Below are 17,959 nucleotides of genomic sequence, written 5' to 3' on the forward strand. Positions count from 1 at the left end.
ATAGCCTAACGTAAAATTGGACGATAATGAATCCCGAAATAGTAAGTATAAAGTTAAGTCGCTTTGTCCATCTCACTAAGCTGAATAAGCTTTTAATGTTTATACTTCTTTCCTATATTTTGGTGTTTTCTGCTTATTCTTTAATGAATTTCCCTTTTTTAGATTTTAAAAATAATATTTATGGTTTTACGACGGATGTTATTAATTTAATAGTCATTGTTGCTATTTTTTGGGTTGTACAGTGCTCAAAGTTAGCTAAAAAAGCATATTTTTACGTAAGCACTGGATTGTTATTATGGATTGTCGGTATTACGGCTGATGTGCTTGATGAGGTAGTTATACCGCCTTACTGGGTAAGTTTGTATGTTGAAGATTTATGCCGAACTATAGGCATGACAATAACCGCTTTTGGCTTGTTTAAAACTATGTTATTTATGCAAAAAATGCATAATCGGCTAGCTAAAGAGCTCATTATGGATGATTTGACTAATGTGCATAACCGGCGTTGTTTTTATCGATATGTGAAAAATGTGACGACACCCGCATACACTCTTTTAATAATTGATATAGACCATTTTAAATCTATAAATGATGACTTCGGTCACGATATGGGAGACAAAATACTTAAAGAGTTTGCCTATAAAGTGAATGCTTTATTTGATGACACGAGTATTTTTGCTCGAATTGGTGGTGAAGAGTTTGCCGGTTATTTCCCCCCAAGTAATATTAATGATGTGACTGATTTTTCCCAAACTATTTTAGAGCTCGCTCATACAATTAATGTGAAAAACGACCGCTTTATAACTGTAAGCATAGGTATTGCACAACGCATTGAACGAGAGTTGTTTGATGAGGTAATGAAGCGAGCTGATCTTGCTTTGTATAAAGCAAAAGAAACTGGCCGTAATAGGTATGTAGTGAGCTGATCTTTTCAACCTCTAAACGCAGACGTTAAAACGCTAAGCATTTGCTGTGGTTGTCCCTCAAACTTTCCCTTTTGTAATCTATTATCAATATTAAAGACACTTTCATACACTTTTTAACGTTTACGTCAGGAAGTGTCAGTGCGAGTAATGCTTTGTAAATTATGAAATTAAAATAGGGTATTCGAGTCATAAAAGGGATTTTAATAATAAGGAATAACTCTAATGACCAACTCCCTGTTTAAAGCTGCTTTACCACTTAGTTTAATCTCTATCTTAGCCGGTTGTGGCTCCGATGATAGCTCAAGTGATACCGGTTATATTCAATTATATAATGGCTCTTATAACAGCCCATACACTCGACTATTTATTGATGAAACAGAGCGTTCAGGTACTGACTTTGCTGATGTAACTACTCGTCACAACTACAGTACTGACACTTATGATGTAAGTTTTGAGTACCTTGATGCCAACGACAGTTACATAACCATTAGTGAACAAGAAGTGTCGATTAAAGGTGATAAAACGCAATTAATTGTGATGAGTGGCGATTTTGCTGAGCCTATATTCACAGAGCTTAGCGTGCCTATCTCTAGTGACACTGATGAATTTAACTTAGGTTTTTTTAATACCACGAATGAAAATAATAACTATGATATTTATATAGCTACGGATGATGGTGTATTTGAAAGCGCAACATTATTTGCCTCTGCGCAGTATTTGACTGAGCCCGATCTGCAAACACTTGAAGAAGGGTATTATACAATTTATGTGACAGCGGCAGGTAGTTCGGATGTTATTTTTGAATCACCTTCAGTTTATTACTACGACGAAGCAAGCTACGTTGCTATGATCCGTCCAAGCTATGCAACCGAAAAAAACGGTATTACGCTTGATATAGTGACTGATAATAACTATGTCACGGAGCTAAATCATCAAGATGCACAAGGCCAATTACGATTCATTAATACAATGGATAGCTATTCACCGGTTAGCTTCTCAATTACTCGTGGTACTACAGAGTTAACAACCGATACAGTAGCCAACGATACTTATACTAACTATGTTGAATTATCGCCTAACAGCTACAGTGTTGCTATGTATGACGAAGAAGGCACTAAGCTTGCTGATAACTTTTTAATGACGTTAGAGCGTGAACAAAGTGCAGTGGGGATTTTTTATAACGACGAAGAAAATGGTCCTCGTATGATGAGCGTAGAAGAAAACCTTACACCTAGCAGTTATAGTCATACGGTATCAGTTGTAAATTTAATTGAAAATTATGCAGGTCAATCAGTCTCTGAAGTTGACGTGTACTTTACACTTAACGGTGAAACAGTAGAAGACACAAGTAATGTTGTTGATGGGCTTGATAAATACGATCAAGAAGAGCAAGTCGTAGACAACGAGATTTACACTGTTTATGCAGTATTTGAGGATAACGGGCAGCAAATTGTGCTTATCCAACAAAGCGATATGGACTTTACGCAAGAAGGAAACTACATACTTATCTTAGAGCACGATACAACAACGAGCTCAGGTTATAAAATGACCTTAGAACGTACGATCACCGATAGTGTTGAATAGTTAGTTTTAAAAATAGTACATGCCCTGAGTATTTTTTACTTGGGGCTTTTTTTTGATTAAAAATAACAGGTTTGTTTGTTGATGGAGACAGGTTGTATTTTGGTCGTAAACAGATGTCTTAGTTAAGTTAGAGTCTGAACAGCTCAACATATTTAATCGTTTATTATTTTAGCTCTATTTTGTTTGTAGTTTTTATTATCAAACCGTAATTATAGGTAAATTAAGGGGAGTCAAATTAGCTCACGTTGTCGTTTTTTTGTAAAAAAAACAACATAAACACATGGTTTAAATAGGGGATAAAAAACACTGACATATTTAATTCATCTTCTGTAATTAGGATGTCCGTGCCGAGCCAGTATGGCCTATTAATCATAAGCAGCAATTAAGAGAAACATTATGAACCCTTTTAAATCATCACCTTTTATTAAGTCGAGTCTCGCATTAGCATGTTGTGGCATTTTATATACAACCCCAGTTTTAGCTGATGGCGCCGTTAAAGGACGCATTACCGATTCAAGTCAAAGTGTTTACTTTGGTGGTGCAAAAATTACTGTAAAAGAACTAAACCTAAAAACAGTCAGCGGGCGTGATGGTACTTTCTCATTTAATAATCTACCAGCAGGGGATTACACCTTAATGGTTGATTATATTGGTGCATCCTCGGTAGAGAAAAAAATAAAAATTGTTGATGAAAACGTGTTCACGCAACAAATAATAATAGGTGAGCAAGAGGATGCGATTGATAATATTATTGTTTATGGTCAAAGTGCAGGGCAAGCTGGCGCGATTAACAGACAAAAAAATGCCAGTAACCTAAAGTCAGTGGTAAGTGCTGATTCAATTGGTCAGCTCCCAGATCAAAATGCAGCGGAAGCTTTACAGCGCCTGCCGGGGGTTTTTATAGCGCGAGACCAAGGTGAAGGACGTTTTGTTGGTATTCGTGGTATCGATCCTAATTTAAATAATGTGACCGTGAATGGCCTTAATGTACCTTCTCCCGAGGCAGGGGTTCGCAGTGTGGCAATGGATGTTATTCCAAGTGAATTAATTCAAAGTTTAGAAGTAAGTAAAACGGTCACACCCGACATGGATGCAAGTGCGATTGGTGGCTCAATTGAAGTTAAAAGTTTAAGTGCTTTTGATAAATCTGGGCAGAGTTATAGCTTCACCGCACAAGGTTCATATAATGAACTTGAGTCGGACACTAGCCCTAAATTTTCGGCAAGTTTTACAGATGTTTATGAACTCAGTAACGGTTTGGATTTAGGGGTAGCGACTGCTATTTCATGGTTTAAACGTGACTTTGGTTCTCGTAATGTTGAAACTGATGGTGGCTGGAGCGAATTTAAAGTTGAAGATGACGCTACGGGTGAAGATATAAAAATTTTTGGAGCAGAAGAGATTGAGCAACGCCAATATCAAATTACACGTGAGCGTTTAGGTGCTGCGCTTAACTTTGATTTACACAGTGGTGTAGCAAATCGATACTATTTACGCACACTTTACAGTGATTTCTCGGATGATGAATACCGCCAGCGTAAAGAGTTTAAGTTTAGCGATGGCCAAGTTAATACACATGATAATAACAGCGCTTCTTTTTCTGACGCTGAAATGGACCGAGATACGAAAGATCGTTATGAAGAACAAAGCATTTTGTCATTGGTCGCAGGTGGCGAGCATCAATTAAACAATTGGTTTGTTGAATACAGCGTCGGTTACTCAAAGTCAGACGAAAAAGAGCCAGATCGCTTAAATGTAAGCTTTGCGGGTGAAGGGCTTGATTTGGGTTATATTGCACAAAGTGAAATACCAAGCTTATCTCAATCATCTAATGCTAACGAGATGAGCAATTTTGTTTTAGATAAAGTCGAGGCTAACGACAATCTTAGTGAAGATGAAGCAATGACCTTTAAGGTTGATTTCAGTCGTGATTTTGTTTGGAATAATAACAATGGTGAATTCAAGTTTGGCGCTAAATATCAAAGCCGTGAAAAACGTAACGATGTAAATGTTTGGATTTATAAGGATGACTTACAAGGAGCCCTCGCGAGTGACTTCGCTGCGCCTGTCCCCGACTATGATTTAGGAGAATTTGGTCCTGGTCTAAATCGTTCAGCTATCCGTCAATTTGTGAATAATAATCGTGATGCATTTGAACTGAACGAAAACGACTCACAAGTTGAGTCCGATGGTGCAAGTTATACCAGTAATGAAGATATTGTTGCAGCTTATGCAATGGTAACGTTAGATATTGATAAGTTACAAATTGTCGCAGGCCTTCGTTATGAAGGAACTCAATTTGATACTGAAGGTAATCAGGTCGCGCTATTAACTGACGATGTAAACGATACGGAAGTAGTTACAAGCACACCTTGGAAAGCCACAAAAGATTATGATCATTTTTTACCTAGTTTAAATATGCGCTATGAGCACAGTGATAAATTAGTGTCTCGTTTTGCCTATACAAATACAATTGCACGCCCTTCATTTAAAGATTCTGCGGCGTTTCAGTTAATTGAATCTGAAAGCAGTGAAGATGACGGCGTAATTTCCGTTGAGCGTAAAGCTGAAGTGGGGAACCCCGATTTAGACCCTTATGAATCAATGAATCTCGATGCCTCTATTGAATACTACCCAGGCAGTATTGGGGTACTTTCAGCGGGGCTGTTCTACAAAGATATCGACAACTATATTGTTCAGCAAGAAGTACAAGATAACGGCCAATGGAATGGTTACCAAGAAGTTGTGCAAATGGTTAATGGTGGCTCTGCATCACTAACAGGGCTTGAACTTAACTGGAGTAAAACGTTTGATTCTGGTTTTTTAATTAGTGCAAATGGCACATTTATTAATGCTGACGATGACTTACCAAATCAAGCAGATAAAATAGGTAACTTTATTGTTGGTTATGAAAACAATGTAATTAGCACTCGTTTGAGCGCATCTTATAAGAGTGAAAGCTTCCAATTTGAAGATGCTGACATGAATGTATATGAAGATAGTCACACGCAATTAGATTTCAGCGGTAAGTACTTTATAAATGATTCTGTTAATGTTTACTTTAATGCGAAAAACTTAACCGATGAGCCTTTGTATCTTTATCATGGTGAGCGTAAATACAACTACCAATATGAATCATACGGTCGTACTTATGAGCTAGGGTTTACTATTAACTCTCTTTAATTTACACAACTAAAAAGGCCTACTTGATATAAGTAGGCCTTTTTGTGGAATATAAAATGATGAACAAATTACTTCTTTCACCACTTGCATTTGCTTGTTGTATGTTACTTAGTGCGTGCAGTGCGCAGGCTGAAAAAACACCTAGTAAAAATATAAATTTTATCGCTTTTGGGGATGGCGGCTATCACGTTGACTACCCCAAAAAGAAACAGATTAAAAACCCCAAAAACAAAACTGAATTTATAGCCAAAGAATTACAAGATTGGCTTGAAGATTATCGACCACGTAAAGAGTTTGATCATGCTCCTATTTATGTGTATCCGGGGACAGATATAGCAACCGAACAAGGTGGTGCACAAGCGGTTGGCCTAGCTATGGCTAAATTATGTGAAAGCAAAGAGTGTCAGTTTGCTATTCAATTAGGCGATAATGTTTACCCCGATGGCGCAGATGCTAATGATGGTAAAGATGATCAAAAACGTTTACATGATTTAATTTATGCCCCTTTGAAACCATTGTTCGATGCTGATCCATCTTTGATTGTATATTCTGCTTTAGGTAACCATGACTGGCGCAGCTCTCGAAAAGGGGTGGCATTACAAACTGAGTGGATGGCGCAACAACCTAATTTTTTTATGGGTGAACAAGGGTACTACAGTTATAAAAAAGGGATGCCAGGTAACGACGTAGAATTTTTCGTTTTAGATACAAATATGCTGTTGGCGGGGCAAACATACTATAAAGTGCCGCTTAACCCTGATGGCAGTGAAGGTAATGAACAACAAGCAATTAAAAGTGGTGCAGCCAAGCTTGAAGTTCATGATAAGCACGAAGGACCGAAAAATGACGAAGATATTAAGCAACTAGGATGGTTAAAAAAAGAAATTGCTAACTCAACGGCTAAGTGGAAGTTAGTGTATGGACATCATATTTTATGGTCAATTGGTGGTACAAAATACACAGAAGGACATGTGTTACGGCGTTTACTAATGCCAACACTATGTAAATATGCTGATGGCTATATTGCGGGTCATGAACACGATTTAGAACTGTTAACTGATGATTGCTCTGAGTTTGATAGCGGCAGTAGTCATGGCAAATTACCGCTTATAATATCTGGTGCAGCTTCAAAAATGCGTGGCAAACATTCCCCATTTGCACAGTTTCAAGCCCAAAAATATCCGGAGTATGATTTAGTGTGGTCAAAGAGCTTTGTTTGGGGCTTTAGTCACATAAATATTGATAATCAACAAGATCAACTTAAAGTTAGTTTTTATACAACGCCGCGAAACTTAAGTGGTGGGTTGATAGATGAGGGGCAATTTAGGTTTAAAAAACGCACACAATAATATAAAAGCTTAACACAACAAAAGCCAAGCTGTGCTTGGCTTTTGTATTATTTATTGATGCTAATTAAGCTGAACTCTGGATAATAAATCTATCTTGAGCAGCTATTTTTAGCGCTAACTGTGTTGAATTTACTTGCAATAGGTCAGCTATTGACGCGTAAATTCGCCTTGTTCTCACTGAAAATCTCTGGCTAGAGAAAATAAATTTAAATATCACCATGATTCAATACGTTAGTAAACCTCTTAACCCGAGTTCAGGCTAAGTAATAGCGTAAAAAACATTATTAATGTAGATAATATAAAAAATAGGTACTATAGCCGCTGTAAATGAATAACTACAGAGTGTGCCATGGATGATTTAATAGGTTTAGCAGTAATACTTATATTGGTAGTTGTGGGGGGCGCTATTTGTGGATTAATTGCGCTTATACAATTAAAGAGTTTGAAGCAAGATATTACTTTTTTAAAAGCAAAAGTGAATGAGTTACAATCAAATGTCGTAGTGCAAAAACAAACTCAATGTGTTGATGCAAATATTGCACATAACCAGCCTGTGATTGCTTCAGCCAAAGTATATAAACCAGAACCCGTATACACAAATCTAGCCACTGAATCCCAAATAGCGGTTAAATCCAGTATTAACAGCACAGCTAAAACAAAACGCAAAACACCATCTCCTATCGAATTATTACTTAATAAACTACGTACAGGGTTTGAAGATAATTGGATGACCTGGATTGGCGCAATAGCACTTGCTTTTGGTGGCATATTTTTAGCTAAATACAGCCTAGAAGCGGGATTACTATCGCCTGTAATGAGGCTGAGTTTGGGTGGATTATTTGGACTTAGCTTAATTGCAGCCGCAGCTTACTTACACCATAAACGCATTGTATTTGAAGGCTTTAATAATTACATACCCGCAGCGCTTGCCAGCGGCGGGTTTATTACCTGTTTTGCTTTAACGCTTTTAGCTTACAGTAGCTACGCTATGCTTAGCCCTACCGTGGCATTTTTTGCACTGGCTGTTATTGCGATTAGTGCAAGTGCAATGGCGCTTAGGCTAGGCCCATTATTGGCTGTATTAGGTATTATTGGCGCTTATAGTGTACCAATATGGGTTAGTACAGGCAGTGGTAACTTGTTTGCATTATTTATGTATGTTGGTTTTGTAAGTTTGTCGGCTGCGTTAGTTGCACATAAAGTACAGCGAGCTTGGTTGTGGTATTTATTATGGGCAGGGCACATTGGCTGGTATTTAGTTGGTTTTACATTACTTAAAATTAATACCGTTTGGTTAATGGGGACGTTTGCTTTACTTAGTATTATAGGGCTAATTGCTATACCGCGCTTAGGTCTAAAACTGAATGTTATTGAACATCGCCCGCACAGTTTAAAGCGCTTAATTAAAGTGCTCCCAGATCACCTCTTATTACTCGCTTTTATAGCGCCCTTAATATTTACCATGTTGATCAGTCACTTTGATATGCAGTGGCAAACAGTCGGCGTGTTAAGTATTGGTTTGGTGCTATTTTTAGTCCTTAAAAATAGCCGCTGGGATATTTGGCAGGGCGTAGCGTTAGTTATTTCAACGCTATTAGTTATAAGTGCTCAGCGCACGCATTTGTCGCCAAACCTATTTGATGACACACTCTTTATATTCAAAAATGAGTATGGTTTGGGTTTATTACTCGGGTTGTTACTTACAGTTTACGGGCTTTATTACGGTAAAAAGCAATCTAAGCGTTTAGCGTTTCATATAACTGGGGCATTTAGTGTATTTGTAATGATAGCGGCTTTGTATGCGCTTATTCCTAATTCTGCGTTAAGTACTGCATATCCACTTTGGGCCGTTGTATTGTTTGTAGTGGCGGCTATTTTAATAAAGCTCGCGCAGCATAATACAACGCTATTTCAGCGTTTTACTTATTGGGTAGGCGCTAATGCCAATATTACGTTAGCAATTACCATGCTACTCAGTGACAGCGGCTTAACCATTGCACTTGCTGTACAAGTATTACTTATAAGCGTGCTTATTAAGCGCTATAGCGTGCCTATGCCGCATTGGCCTATAAAAGCCTTGGTTGCTGCGTTGTTACTACGCCTTACGCTTTCACCTTGGACGCCAAGCTACGATGCGTTAACGGTATTTGGTTTGCATTGGAGTATTGTGGTTTATCCGTTATGTATTGCGTTATTTTTTGCCGCAGCTAGGTGCTTTAACACATCTCAATTAAAAGTATGGTTAGAGGGTGCGGCGCTTCATTGTTTAGCGCTTTTTATTACCACCGAAACAAGTTATCAGTTAGTAGGGCATTATCCGCAATTTGATTCACTTAACTTTTACGAACAAATACTCCTTACCTGTAACTGGCTGGCATTAGGGTGCGTGTACTTACACAGAGCAAAACTTGCCGGTACTTTAGCTAAGTTATATAAAGTGGCGGGTTTTGCACTTGCAGGGTTAGCGGGGTTTTTTGCTATTAAAACACTGCTTGACGACAACCCATTATTTGAATCACTTTACATAGGTGAGCTGCCAATATTTAACTGGTTATTACTATTGTGGTTAGTACCTGCAGGATTAACGCTTTGGCTGGCCAAGCTTGTAAAACCAATAAATGCTAAAGCTACGTCATTTATATTGGCCGTTGCGGGTGGTTTTATATTATTGGCTATAAACAGCTTTATTCGCCAATATTGGCAAGGCCCTTACATTTACTTATCAAAAGGCGCAAGCAATGCAGAGCTTTATAGCTACTCTGTTATTTGGTTATTATTGGGTGCGGGTACTGTTATTTTTGGTCATTTAAAAAATCAATTATTAATACAAAAAGTAGGCTTAGGCTTACTAGCTGCCGTTATTGTTAAGGTGTTTTTAATTGATATGGCTAACTTGGAGGGCTTACTTAAAGCGCTTTCGTTTATTGGATTGGGGCTTTCGTTAGTGGGACTAAGTTGGTTGTTCCAAAAGCTCAGAAGCCGAGTAAATTAGTTTAACTTTATGAACACTTTATAAAGCAAAGCCCAGTAAAGATACTGGGCTTTTTGTTTTACGGTATTACTAGATAGCTTTTAACTAGAACACTTTTAACTAGAACACTTTTTACTAGCCTATTATGTACTGTGATTAAGCAGTGCTTTTAGTTTGCCCGGTTTAATTGGCTTGCTTAAATAATGAATATTAGCGGCTTTGGTTTCTTGTTTAAGCTCTGTGTCGCGTACTGCGGTAATTAAAATAGCAGGTACTTGGCTTTGCCAAATTTCGCGCAGGGTTTTAATTAGTGTTATCCCATCGCAGTCGCTGCCTAGTTGATAATCCATTAAAATAACATCGGGTGCGCCATTTTGTTTAGCATAAGTGAGTACACTATCTACGTTATCAAATAGTGTGTAATTAGCTTGCCATTTTTTAAGTAAACTCGCCATGGCGGCTAAATTTTCGGGGTCGTCGTCTACGGCTATTATATTAATTGCTGCGCGGTTTTCTATTAGGCTACTTGCAGTGTTTTTTTGCTGTACGAACAGCTTATCGCCATAAGGTACTTCAACACTAAACCGACTGCCTTTATTGGGCTCTGAGCGTACATGCAATGGCAAGCTAAGTAAGTCAGCCATTCGTTTCACTACGCCAAGGCCTAAGCCAACGCCTTTGTTATCACCCGATTCAACACGGTAAAAGTCGTTAAATATTTTGGCTTGTTCAACTTCGCTAATACCTGGGCCTGTGTCCCATACTTCTATCAGTAGGTTGTGTTTACGGTTTCTACAGGCAATTAATACACGGCCTTTGTCAGTGTACTTAACGGCATTAGATACTAAGTTTTGAATAATTCGGCGTAAATAGGTTATGTCGCTGTGTACGATTTGTTGATTTGAACGCACCGTTAGTTTAAGCCCTTTATCACTAGATAATATTGCGTATTCGCTTTGTAATGGCGCTAAAATTTCATCAATGCAAAAATGGCGAGGCGTTGGGGTCATCGCGCCTTGTTCTAGTTTGGCTATTTCGAGCAAAGCTGACATTAAATGCACGGTTGAGTCGAGGCTGTCGCCCAATTTATCAAAGTTATTTTGGTTGGTGCTATCGAGCTGCTTTTCGTCAATAGCAGCAAGGTATAAACGCGCTGCATTAAGCGGCTGTAAAATATCGTGGCTTGCCAACGCTAAAAATCGTGTTTTACTGTCGTTAGCTTGCTCTGCTTCACGCTTGGCTAAAGTAAGAGCTTGCTCTGTTTGTACGCGACTGTCTATTTGTGCTTGTAAGTCTTTATTAATTGTTTGTACTTCTTGGGTACGTGCTTCTATGCGATTTTCAAGATCCATGTTTACTTCTTCAAGCGCATTTTGTGTGCTTATATGATTTGTAATATCCGAAAAGCTAGTAACAAAACCGCCATCAGGTAATGGGTTACCAATCATCTCAAATACTTGGCCGTTACGGCGGTGGCGAATAAAATGATGGGAACTGCCATTTTTTAAATGTTGTACGCGTTTTTCTACTTGGCGTTCTATTTCGCCTGGGCCACATTCACCACGGTTGGCGTTGTACCTAATAATATCTTCAATATGTTGGCCTACTTCTAAAAAGCCCTCTGGGTAGCCAAACATTTCACCATAGCGTTTGTTCCATGCAACAAGTTTTAAGTCTTTATCGACTACTGAAATACCATGACTTAAATTTTCGAGCGAGGTAAACAATAAATTTTGATTAAACTGCAGTGCTTGTGTCGTTTCGTCAAAAAAGTTTACAACCTCTTCAAACGCCATACGCTTACCCGACGATACCGTATGTATTAATGCTTGTGCCGATGAGGCGCCTAACACACCCGTAAGAGCACGCTCACAATAAGCAATAAATTCAGGTTCAGGGTGAGCGTTGTTGTCACTTAAATGATGTGCCAATGCGTAATGCGCGAGGACTTGTTGGCTACGCTGAATACCTAAAAAAGTTTGCAGTAGTATTTTAAAATCGTAAACCGTGGCTTTTACGTCTTTATTTAAACGCCTTGCTAAAATAGCCTGATCTTTGGGGTTAACAAATGCAGCTGCTTGAATTTTATCGATTAGACGCTCTTCTGCGCCTAATGAAAAGCTAATATAACAACCAATATTGGCAAATAAGGCAATGAGCGTCCCGCGTGTTATGAGTGTTTGTTGTAATTCACTATTTAAGGTGTTGCCTGCATCTAAAATAGGTAGCATTAAAAATAGCACCCAACAAATAATGCCAGCTATTAAACCAGCATAAACACCGTAAGCATGACCTTTTCGCCAGTATAAACCGCCAACAATAGCGGGCAATAATTGCGTAACGAGTGAAAATGCCACTAGCCCCATACTCGCCAATGCACTGCTGTGGCCAAACCATTGTTGATAAAAATAAGCCAAGATTAGAATACCGGCAATGGTAAAACGTCTTACCAATAAAATTTGCGATTTGTAGCTGGTGGTAATTAAGTTACGTTTAAATTTACGGCGTAATATTAATGGCAATACAACATCATTTGAGATCATAGTACTTAATGTAAGTGTTGCGACCACTATCATTGCGGTGGCGGCAGACAACCCGCCTATAAATACAAAAGTGGTTAAAAATGCATTGTCGTTAATTAACGGTAGGGCAAGTACAAAGCTGTCGGGGGAATAACCACTGCCAATTTCAGGATGGATAGCGGCAGTTGCAATGGGTAAAATCATCGCAGCAGTCAATAACAAATACAGAGGAAAAGCCCAGCGAGCAGTAAATAAATGACGTTTATTTTGGTTGTCTACAACGGTGACATGAAATTGGCGTGGTAAGCATATAATGGCAGCTGCAGCCATTAACGACTGACCAATAAAGTTAAAACTGAAAAAGTTAAAATCGCTCCAGTGATCCCAAATTGATTCGGTGATTTTACTTGAGGTTGATTCGGGCAAATTAAATAGTGTGAATATGGCAAGTCCTGCCACAGCCATAAGTGCAATAAGTTTAATCATTGATTCAAAGGCAACAGCAAGCATTAAGCCTGAGCGATATTCGGTTACATCGACTTTGCGCGTACCAAAAAATATAGCAAATAAAGCCATAATTAATGTGGCAGAAAGCGCGAGCATATCGCCGGATATTTTATTACTGTTTTGCAAAAGTAAAAAGCTGGTACTGAGTGCTTTTAGTTGTAGTGCGATATAAGGAATAGTCGCCAGTAACGCGATAACTGTTACCATAATTGCAGTAGTTTGGCGCTTACCGTAACGAGCAGAGATGAAATCGGCAATAGTGGTTATGTTTTGTTTTTTACTCACCAATACTAATTTACGTAAAAAGCCTTGTCCGAAAAAAAACAACAATGCAGGACCAAGCAAAATAGGTAAGTAGCTCCAGCTACTAGTCGCCGCAGTTCCTACTGACCCATAGTAGGTCCATGAAGTACAATAAATACCTAATGAAAATGAGTAAACAAAAGGGTGGTGGCTAATGCGTTTTGCTAAAGGCGTCGTTTTATCACCCCAGTTAGCCAGCCAAAACAGCACACCTATATATCCTAAAGCAACAATAATGAGTACGGCAGTCATGTTGTTATTAAACCTTATTATTTAAAATAGCCCCCCAACCCTATGAGGGATTAACACAATACCAGAACTCAGGTTAAGTGTGAGGGTTGAATTTAAATCATAATTTTAGTTTTGTTTTTATCTTTTTGAATATTAAAGATAAAAATAAAATAACTTATAGCATTAGACTAATGTCGCATTAATTTAGTACTTAGCTTCTTTATAACCCTAAAACTCAACTTAAAAACCTTAACAGGCTGAAAAATAACAAAAAGAGCTATTTAGGTTTAGTTGTTTTTATACAGTTTACGTAAACGTTAATAAGCTGTTACGACTATGGTCGCAATTCAATCTTGAGACAGCATTGCTAAATTGGTAAGTGAAGATAAAAAACCACTCATCGCGATATTGCGGTGCTTAAAGGGGAAAATAAAAATGGCTTTTAAAGATGAAGAACAAGCAAAAGCTTATTGGGCAGAAAATATTTCACTGTTATTTAAACTATTAGCAGTGTGGTTTATTGTGTCTTTTGGCTTTGGCATATTATTGGTAGATGTACTTAATGAAGTACGTTTTTTTGGGTTTAAACTTGGCTTCTGGTTCGCCCAGCAAGGCGCGATTTATACCTTTGTTGCTTTGATTTTTGTGTACGTTTTCAAAATGAATACGTTAGATAAAAAATATGGCGTAGACGAATAGGAGCTAAGCAATGGATGTTCAAACACTCACGTTTTTAATTGTTGGTTTAAGCTTTGCGCTTTATATCGGCATAGCAATTTGGGCCCGAGCGGGTTCAACTAAAGAATTTTATGTCGCGGGCGGCGGCGTACCTCCTCTTGCTAATGGTATGGCAACAGCAGCTGATTGGATGAGCGCCGCGTCGTTTATTTCAATGGCGGGTATTATTTCGTTTGCAGGTTACGATGGCAGCGTTTACTTAATGGGGTGGACAGGTGGTTATGTACTATTAGCTATGTGTTTAGCGCCTTACTTACGTAAATTCGGCAAGTTTACTGTACCTGACTTTATTGGCGACCGTTACTATTCACGCACCGCACGTTTAGTGGCAATTGTATGTGCCATATTCATTTGTTTTACTTATATTGCAGGGCAAATGCGCGGCGTAGGCGTCGTATTTTCACGCTTTTTAGAAGTAGAAATTGAAACTGGTGTTTACATCGGTATGGTGATTGTATTCTTTTATGCGGTACTTGGCGGCATGAAAGGCATTACCTATACACAGGTAGCGCAATATTGTGTACTTGTATTTGCCTACCTTGTACCAGCCATTTTCATCTCAATGATGATGACGGGTCACTTTTTCCCACAAACCGGTTTTGGTGCCACATTAATTGGCAGCGACGGCGTGTACGTACTTGATAAACTAGACGGCTTAAGCGCTGAACTTGGTTTTGCGCAATATACCGAAGGCTCTAAGAGCATGATTGACGTGTTCGCTATTACTGGTGCGTTAATGGTAGGTACTGCTGGTTTACCACATGTAATTGTACGCTTTTTCACTGTACCTCGCGTAAAAGACACGCGTATTTCTGCCGCATGGACTCTTGTGTTCATCGCGATTGTTTATACTACAGCACCTGCGGTTGCAGCTTTTGCTCGCGTAAACATGGTTGATACCATTAATGGTAAAGACGGTAGCGGTACAGCTTACGCAGAAGCACCTGCATGGATTAAAAATTGGGAACGTACGGGATTAATCACGTTTGATGATAAAAATGGCGATGGCAAAATGTTCTACACGGCGGGTAAAATTACCGATCCGAACAGTGCTAACGAAGTTAATGTAGATCGCGACATTATGGTATTAGCAAATCCAGAAATTGCTAACTTACCAGCATGGGTTATTGCACTTGTAGCAGCAGGTGGTATTGCCGCCGCATTATCTACAACAGCAGGTTTACTACTGGTTATTTCGACCTCCGTTTCGCACGATTTACTCAAGCGAACCCTCAAGCCCGATATTACCGACAAGCAAGAGCTACTTGCAGCGAGGTTGGCAGCCATGGTTGCTATTGTTATCTCCGCGTACTTTGGTATTAACCCGCCTGGATTTGTGGCATCGGTTGTGGCATTTGCCTTTGGCTTGGCGGCTGCAAGTTTCTTCCCTGCAATTATTATGGGTATATTCTCTAAAACAATGAACCGCGAAGGTGCTGTTGCCGGTATGGTAACGGGTATAGGCTTTACCGCTGCGTATATCATCTTCTTCAAATTTGTTAGTCCAGAGCTAAACAGCCCTGAAAATTGGTTCTTAGGTATTTCGCCTGAAGGTATTGGCTTAATTGGTATGATTATTAACTTTGCAGTTGCTGCAATTGTTCTTAAATTTACTCAACCAACACCTGTTGAAATTCAAGAAATGGTAGAAGGTATTCGTAATCCTAAAGGATCGGCAGAAGCGCACGATCACTAAGGTTACTTAAAATAAAGCGTAAAAAGCCCGACTTAAGTCGGGCTTTTTATTTGTATAAAAAATGAGTACATTGGTGTTGTGTATACTTTTTAATGAGCACAACTATGAGCGTAGAACAACAAGAAATAGCCCAATATGTTTGCATGCAAGCACCATTTAGCCTACTTGATAGCAGTGCATACGAGTATTTTGTAAATCACCTCGACATTATTTACCTCACCCGCGAAAATCAAACTCAGTGGTTGCAAAGTGAAAACCCTAAACTATTTTTAATTCGCTCTGGTTTGTATGATTTAGTTGATGCTAAAGGCGACGTTGTTACGCGTTTAGCACAAGGTGATTACTTTGGCTTCCCGTCGTTACTAACGGGGGAAGCGATTCAAAACCGTTTAGCGGTACAAAAAGAGGGCATAGTGTATATGCTCTCTCAAACGCATTTTGATTTTTTGCGCAGAGAATATAAATCGTTTGAGCAATACTTTGTACGCGCTCATGCTAACCGGTTGTTGTCATCGCATTATAAAAGTAAAAACGATAGCTGGTCTGAGCGTAAAATATCAGAGCTGATGGCACGCACAGCGATTACGCTTGCGCCTGATGCAAGCATTAGGCAAAGCGCTAAAAAGATGAAACAGCATGGTGTGTCGTCAATAATGATAACGCAGCATGCACATTTAGTTGGCGTGGTTACCGATCGTGATTTACGTAACCGCGTACTCGCCGACGAGGTAAACCCTCAAGATGCTGTAAGCAGCATTATGACCGCTAAGCCCAAGTTTATATTTGAAAATAATCGAGTGTTTTCAGCGCTGCACTTAATGCTTAAGCATAATATTCATCACTTACCGGTTCTTGATGAAAACCATAAACCGATAGGAATGATAACCAGCACCGACTTATTACGCCAACAAAAAAGTGACCCCGTGCAGCTTATTGGGCGCATTTATAAAGCGCACACTATTACTGACTTAAAACGCTATGCAAAAGAAATCCCCGAGTTATTGCGTGGTTTTTCGTACAACATTGACGACATATCGCTAATTGGTAAATTACTAAGTGGATTAACCGATGCGCTTACATCGCGACTAATTCACTTATTTCAAGAAGAGCATGGCGCAGCGCCAACCAGCTTTAGTTTTATTTGCTTTGGCTCGCAAGCACGCGAAGAGCAAACTCTGCACTCAGATCAAGATAACGGCTTATTACTTCCTAACGACTTAAGCACTGATCAGCAAGCTTACTTTAAAAGCATGGGGAAATTTGTATGTGAGAACTTAGTTGAATGCGGCATTAGGCGTTGCCCTGGTAATATTATGGCAAGCAGCGATGAGTGCCGAATGAGCGTAAACGACTGGAGCGAGCGCTTTTTTAAATGGATAAAAAGCCCCACACCAGATGCGATGCTTAATTGTAAAATATTTTTTGACCTGCGCTTTATTGAAGGTTCAAACGCTTTATACACCGCTTTTTGCGAGCAGCTAATTCGTATATCGCGTAACGACTTATTCTATGCTGCAATGGCAACCGACATAAGTAGTAACAGCGTGCCAATTGGTTTATTTAATAAATTTAAAACCGAAAAAACCGATGAAAATAATAAATACATAGATTTAAAAAAACGCGGTGTCGTAATTATAAATGACATAGTGCGGTTATACGCTTTAAAAGCGGGTATTAAGCGAGCTAATACCCAAGAGCGACTAGAGGCACTGCTCAAACATAAATTGCTTAGCAAAGAAGATATATACAACCTAAAAGATTGCTGGCGGTTTTTAACGCAACTTCGACTTAGTACGCAGATAAACGAAGAAGGTTTACCAAGTAATTGTATTAATCCTAATAAATTAAACTCACTAGAGCGCCATCAACTAAAAGAAGCGTTTTACCTTGTTAAACAAGCGCAGCAAGCTGCTGCGTTTAAGTTTGCTCGCGGCAGTTTATAATGATGG

At 39.0% G+C, this 17,959-nt stretch carries 9 protein-coding genes; 8 read left to right on the forward strand and 1 reads right to left on the reverse strand.

What is annotated here, in order from left to right; genetic code table 11:
• Positions 1-95: 95 nt before the first annotated feature.
• The 5 genes from DC53_RS16035 (at position 96) to DC53_RS16015 (ending at position 10,034) form a co-directional block, all read left to right on the forward strand.
• Positions 96-926 carry a GGDEF domain-containing protein gene (locus DC53_RS16035; protein WP_008135144.1) on the forward strand — a complete coding sequence of 277 codons (831 nt, stop codon included), beginning with the start codon at positions 96-98 and terminating at the stop codon, positions 924-926.
• A gap of 222 nt (positions 927-1,148) precedes the next feature.
• Entirely contained in the window at positions 1,149-2,510 is a 1,362-nt protein-coding gene (locus tag DC53_RS16030; protein ID WP_008135145.1) for a hypothetical protein, read from the forward strand.
• A 396-nt stretch (positions 2,511-2,906) separates the two neighbouring features.
• Positions 2,907-5,693, forward strand: coding sequence for a TonB-dependent receptor (locus DC53_RS16025; RefSeq protein WP_033028716.1), 2,787 nt, complete (start codon positions 2,907-2,909; stop codon positions 5,691-5,693).
• 56 nt (positions 5,694-5,749) lie between these two features.
• Positions 5,750-7,042 (forward strand): metallophosphoesterase, encoded by a 1,293-nt coding sequence (locus DC53_RS16020; protein ID WP_007378245.1) that lies wholly within the window; start codon positions 5,750-5,752, stop codon positions 7,040-7,042.
• A gap of 349 nt (positions 7,043-7,391) precedes the next feature.
• A complete protein-coding gene (locus tag DC53_RS16015; RefSeq protein WP_007377500.1) occupies positions 7,392-10,034 on the forward strand; it encodes a DUF2339 domain-containing protein in 2,643 nt (880 codons plus the stop codon).
• A gap of 122 nt (positions 10,035-10,156) precedes the next feature.
• On the opposite strand, the gene DC53_RS16010 is transcribed toward DC53_RS16015, so the two are convergent.
• On the reverse strand, positions 10,157-13,597 hold the full coding sequence (locus tag DC53_RS16010; RefSeq protein WP_007377499.1) for a PAS domain-containing hybrid sensor histidine kinase/response regulator: 3,441 nt from the start codon (positions 13,595-13,597) through the stop codon (positions 10,157-10,159).
• Between the two features lie 414 nt (positions 13,598-14,011).
• Between DC53_RS16010 and DC53_RS16005 the strand changes: the two genes are divergently transcribed.
• From DC53_RS16005 to DC53_RS15995, 3 genes are all read left to right on the forward strand, one after another.
• A complete protein-coding gene (locus tag DC53_RS16005; RefSeq protein ID WP_007377498.1) occupies positions 14,012-14,275 on the forward strand; it encodes a DUF4212 domain-containing protein in 264 nt (87 codons plus the stop codon).
• Positions 14,276-14,285: 10 nt separating this feature from the next.
• The gene (locus tag DC53_RS16000; RefSeq protein WP_007377497.1) at positions 14,286-16,010 is read left to right on the forward strand and encodes a sodium:solute symporter family protein; all 1,725 of its coding nucleotides are present in this window, start codon (positions 14,286-14,288) and stop codon (positions 16,008-16,010) included.
• A gap of 104 nt (positions 16,011-16,114) precedes the next feature.
• On the forward strand, positions 16,115-17,953 hold the full coding sequence (locus DC53_RS15995; protein WP_007377496.1) for a DUF294 nucleotidyltransferase-like domain-containing protein: 1,839 nt from the start codon (positions 16,115-16,117) through the stop codon (positions 17,951-17,953).
• Positions 17,954-17,959: the final 6 nt, after the last annotated feature.

The organism is Pseudoalteromonas fuliginea, from assembly GCF_000690055.1.
GTDB lineage: Bacteria > Pseudomonadota > Gammaproteobacteria > Enterobacterales > Alteromonadaceae > Pseudoalteromonas > Pseudoalteromonas fuliginea.

Bases quoted from the DNA above. Each gene is read 5' to 3' on its own strand.
- DC53_RS16035 (WP_008135144.1), top strand. From the start codon at position 96: ATGTTTATACTTCTTTCCTATATTTTGGTGTTTTCTGCTTATTCTTTA.
- DC53_RS16030 (WP_008135145.1), top strand. From the start codon at position 1,149: ATGACCAACTCCCTGTTTAAAGCTGCTTTACCACTTAGTTTAATCTCT.
- DC53_RS16025 (WP_033028716.1), top strand. From the start codon at position 2,907: ATGAACCCTTTTAAATCATCACCTTTTATTAAGTCGAGTCTCGCATTA.
- DC53_RS16020 (WP_007378245.1), top strand. From the start codon at position 5,750: ATGATGAACAAATTACTTCTTTCACCACTTGCATTTGCTTGTTGTATG.
- DC53_RS16015 (WP_007377500.1), top strand. From the start codon at position 7,392: ATGGATGATTTAATAGGTTTAGCAGTAATACTTATATTGGTAGTTGTG.
- DC53_RS16010 (WP_007377499.1), bottom strand. From the start codon at position 13,597: ATGACTGCCGTACTCATTATTGTTGCTTTAGGATATATAGGTGTGCTG.
- DC53_RS16005 (WP_007377498.1), top strand. From the start codon at position 14,012: ATGGCTTTTAAAGATGAAGAACAAGCAAAAGCTTATTGGGCAGAAAAT.
- DC53_RS16000 (WP_007377497.1), top strand. From the start codon at position 14,286: ATGGATGTTCAAACACTCACGTTTTTAATTGTTGGTTTAAGCTTTGCG.
- DC53_RS15995 (WP_007377496.1), top strand. From the start codon at position 16,115: ATGAGCGTAGAACAACAAGAAATAGCCCAATATGTTTGCATGCAAGCA.